The sequence below is a fragment of the Streptomyces sp. 8L genome, from assembly GCF_020176795.1.
In the GTDB taxonomy this organism is placed as follows: Bacteria; Actinomycetota; Actinomycetes; order Streptomycetales; family Streptomycetaceae; genus Streptomyces.
In genome coordinates, this window is sequence record NZ_JAIUKE010000737.1 from 1 (window position 1) to 3,430 (window position 3,430).

Here is a 3,430-nt window from a genome sequence, read left to right on the forward strand (position 1 = left end):
ACCCCATTCCTCGCCACCATCCCCTGCCGAACCGGCGCCGCCCACCAACACCCCATCACCGACGGCCGCAGCCTCCACAAAGCCGAACTCGCGACCTGGTCATGCACTAGCGGCCACGGCGCCGCCGACCTCCTGGCACGCCGCGCCCGAGCACTCGGCGACGCCCTCACCCGCGCCCACACCGCGAGCGCCGACACCGTCAAAACCGACGTCACCGAACTCCGCGACACCCACGCCGCCGACGCCGAGCAGCCGAAAGAGCACCCCCAGTCATGACCACCGACGAAGAACTCCCCGCCTGGTACCTCGCCGTACAGCAGCGCGCCCGCGACGAAGCCAGCACCGCCCCGACAGCGACCGTCCAGGCCACCCAGTACGTCGTCTCCTGCCTCCCCGAGGGCCACATCAACCGGCACCGCTTCACCATCAACGTCACCTACCGCGGCGACGGGGCTTGGGCCGTCATCGATTCATCCCACTGCCTCAGCAGCACCGGCACCTGGGACTACGAGCACGTCCCCTTCTTCTTCAAGCAGTGGGGCGAGTACGGGCCCACCGGCTACCTCGTCATCGGCGGCACCAGCAAGGGAACCCTCCTTGCCGGCGACCCAGTCGACAACATGGGCCACCGTGTCGAACTCGCACGCCTCGGCAAGAAGGCCGCGGGCCGCGAGCTGGACGGACGTACCTGGGACCAGTTCCCGGCACGCACATGAGCGAGTACGACGTCGCCTGCCACCTCAAGCAGCGCTACCGCGACCGCCGATCCGCCAAGCACCGCGCCAACCAGATACGCACCACCGGCGGCGACGCCCTCAAGCCCTACCAGTGCAAGTTCTGCCTCCAGTGGCACCTAGGCCACAGACCCGGTGAAGCCACCTACCTCCGCCGCAGCATCAACGGCCCCATCCCCATCAAGGAGCTCCCACGATGACCCTCACCATCCCCGACTACACCACCGCATACGACTGGCATCCCACCCCAGCCCTCACCGTCATCGTCTACGGCCTCGCAGGACCCCTGGGCAGCAAGACCGCCGTCGGATACGGACGAAGCCGCAAGACCGGCAAGGCCATTCCCCTCATGCGGGAGTCCTCCACCAAGGTCAAGCCCTGGCGCGCCAAGGTCCAGGCCGCGATCGAGGCCGCGTTACTCCGAGGCCAAGCACACCCCATCACCGGACCGGCACGCGCGGACATCACCTTCACCATGCCCAAGCCCGTCAACGCGCCGAAGCGGCGCCGCACCTACCCGGCCGTCACACCCGACATCGACAAACTCGAACGCTCGACTTACGACGCCATCACCAAGGCCCGCGCCTGGGAAGACGACGGCCGCGTCATCGAGAACCACAACCGCAAGGTCTACCCCGGCGAGCACCCCGACGCCCTCGACCAGCCCGGCGCCATCATCCGCCTCTACACCCTGAACGGAGCCGACCAGTGACCCAGCGACCCAGCCGCACCATAACTCCAGCCGCAGGTCTCAACACCGACTGGCGAGGCCAAGGCGCCTGCCGCACCGCCGACCCCGACCTGTTCTTCCCCGACGGCCACACCATCCCCCTCAGAATCCTGGAGGCCAAGCGGATCTGTGCCCGCTGCCCGATCCAGGTCGAATGCCGGACCTCCGCGCTCAAGAGGCGAGAGCCGTACGGCGTGTGGGGCGGCCTCACCGAGGACGAACGCAAGGTCACCCTGCGGAAGCGAAACCCCGCGAGGCGTCAGAAAGCTGTCGCGCGGGCCCTGGACCTGAGCAGCCCGGAACGGCCGGCTGCGAAGCCGCGGCGACCTGCCGTGGTCCGTGTCCTGGAGACGTACGGTCGTGTCGTTCAGTTGAGGGCCCAGGGGCTGAACCAGCGGAGTATCGCGAGGGATTTGGGGACGAGTAGCGATGCACTACGTGTTGCCCGCCAGCTCGTGGCCCAGGCTGGCAGCGCTGAGGCTGCCCTGAAGATCCTGGTGATGGCGGCATGAACCGTACGACTCCGGAGCTGCGGGCTGCATACACGCGCTGGCAGCGCCAGGCCCGCAGCTTGAAGCGGGCAGGCCAGTGGCAGCCCTTCGTGGATGCCGAGCCCGTCAGGGAGCACCTTCGGGCGGTGAACGCTGCGGGCATGCCGTACTGGGAGATCGCGAAGCGCGTGGGGCTTGCCCAGGAGTCCTCACTGCAACACCTGATGTGGGGGCGCGGTGACTACGGGCCCGGCCGGCAAGTGCGTCGGGAAACCGCCGAGGTGATCCTGGCGTACTGGCCGTCGTTGAGTGACTTCCCGGATGGTGCCCGTATCGACGCGACGGGCACGCGACGCCGGATGGAGGCTCTGGCTGTGCGGGGGTGGCCTTCCCGGTTGATGGCCGAGCAGGTCGGTATGTTGCCGCAGAGCTTCCGGAAGGCCTGCAACCGTGACCGGGTCACCGCCCGAGTGGCCCGCGGGGTGGCAGCCATGTACGACGCGTGGTGGAACCAGGACCCCCTGGACCATGGAGTCTCGTTGTACTCCGTATCCCGCGTGCAGGCAGAGGCCATGCGGATGGGCTTCTGCTCGGCTCTTGCGTGGGACGACGACACGATCGATGACCCGGACGCGGAGCCCGAGGTCGCGCCAGTTGCGTCGGCCAAGCCGACTGAGGGGTCGAACGTGGTTGCCAGGTGGCTGATGGGCGAGTCGGTGATCCTCGACCGTGAGGGCCGCCGCGCGGCGATCGTCCACCTCATGGAGTGGACCGACTTGACGCCTGCACAGGTCGGGGAGCGCCTCGATACGTCTGCGGAGGCTGTATCGCGGGCGTGGGAACGAGCGAAGAAGAAGGCCCGTGATGAGGAGGGCCGGCGCCTGTGGAGGCGTGTGTACATCCCGCTGAGCGAGCGGGGACTGACCCGAGACGAGATGGAGAGTGCGGCATGAGCAACGGGACCGAGATCACCTTGATCGGGAACCTCGTAGACGAAGTTGAGCTGCGATGGACCCCGGCGGGCGCCGCGGTGGCCAAGTTCCGGGTCGCGTCGACGCCGCGGAAGTTCAACCGCGACACGAACGCGTGGGAGGACGACAAGGACGGTGCGCTGTTCCTGACGTGCTCGGTGTGGCGGCAGCAGGCAGAGCACGCCGCGGAGACCTTGCAGCGCGGAATGCGGGTCATCGTGCAGGGCCGCCTCAAGTCCAGGTCCTACGAGGATCGTGAGGGCGTCAAGCGGACAGTCTTCGAGGTGGACGTCGAGGAAGTGGGCCCGAGTCTGCTGCGGGCGACGGCGCAGGTGACGAAGACGTCCGGCGGCGGTCAGGGTCAGGGCCGGCAGGAGTTCCAGCAGGCGCGTCAGGGCCAGCAGGGATCGCAGGTGCAGGACGATCCGTGGTCGTCGCAGGCGCCGGCGGGTCAGACTGCTGGGGGTTGGGGTAGCGGCTCGGGTGGTGGGGAGGACCTGCCTC

At 68.3% G+C, this 3,430-nt stretch carries 7 protein-coding genes; all 7 read left to right on the top strand.

Annotated elements, in window-relative coordinates; genetic code table 11:
• On the top strand, window positions 1–276 hold a 276-nt coding region (locus tag LCE31_RS38000), incomplete at its 5' end, for a hypothetical protein (protein ID WP_225022711.1).
• Complete coding sequence (locus LCE31_RS38005) at window positions 273–716, top strand: DUF5131 family protein (RefSeq protein WP_225022712.1); 444 nt, start codon at window positions 273–275, stop codon at window positions 714–716. The genes LCE31_RS38000 and LCE31_RS38005, both read left to right, overlap by 4 nt.
• The gene (locus LCE31_RS38010) at window positions 713–934 is read left to right on the top strand and encodes a hypothetical protein (RefSeq protein ID WP_225022714.1); all 222 of its coding nucleotides are present in this window, start codon (window positions 713–715) and stop codon (window positions 932–934) included. The genes LCE31_RS38005 and LCE31_RS38010 overlap by 4 nt, the downstream gene beginning before the upstream one ends.
• Entirely contained in the window at window positions 931–1,446 is a 516-nt protein-coding gene (locus LCE31_RS38015) for a RusA family crossover junction endodeoxyribonuclease (protein WP_225022716.1), read from the top strand. Before LCE31_RS38010 ends, LCE31_RS38015 begins: the two co-directional genes overlap by 4 nt.
• A complete protein-coding gene (locus tag LCE31_RS41415; RefSeq protein WP_374118694.1) occupies window positions 1,443–1,976 on the top strand; it encodes a WhiB family transcriptional regulator in 534 nt (177 codons plus the stop codon). The genes LCE31_RS38015 and LCE31_RS41415 overlap by 4 nt, the downstream gene beginning before the upstream one ends.
• A gap of 140 nt (window positions 1,977–2,116) precedes the next feature.
• Entirely contained in the window at window positions 2,117–2,908 is a 792-nt protein-coding gene (locus tag LCE31_RS38025; RefSeq protein WP_225022718.1) for a hypothetical protein, read from the top strand.
• Window positions 2,905–3,430: single-stranded DNA-binding protein (locus tag LCE31_RS38030; RefSeq protein WP_225022720.1), on the top strand; the 526-nt coding region annotated here is incomplete at its 3' end. The genes LCE31_RS38025 and LCE31_RS38030, both read left to right, overlap by 4 nt.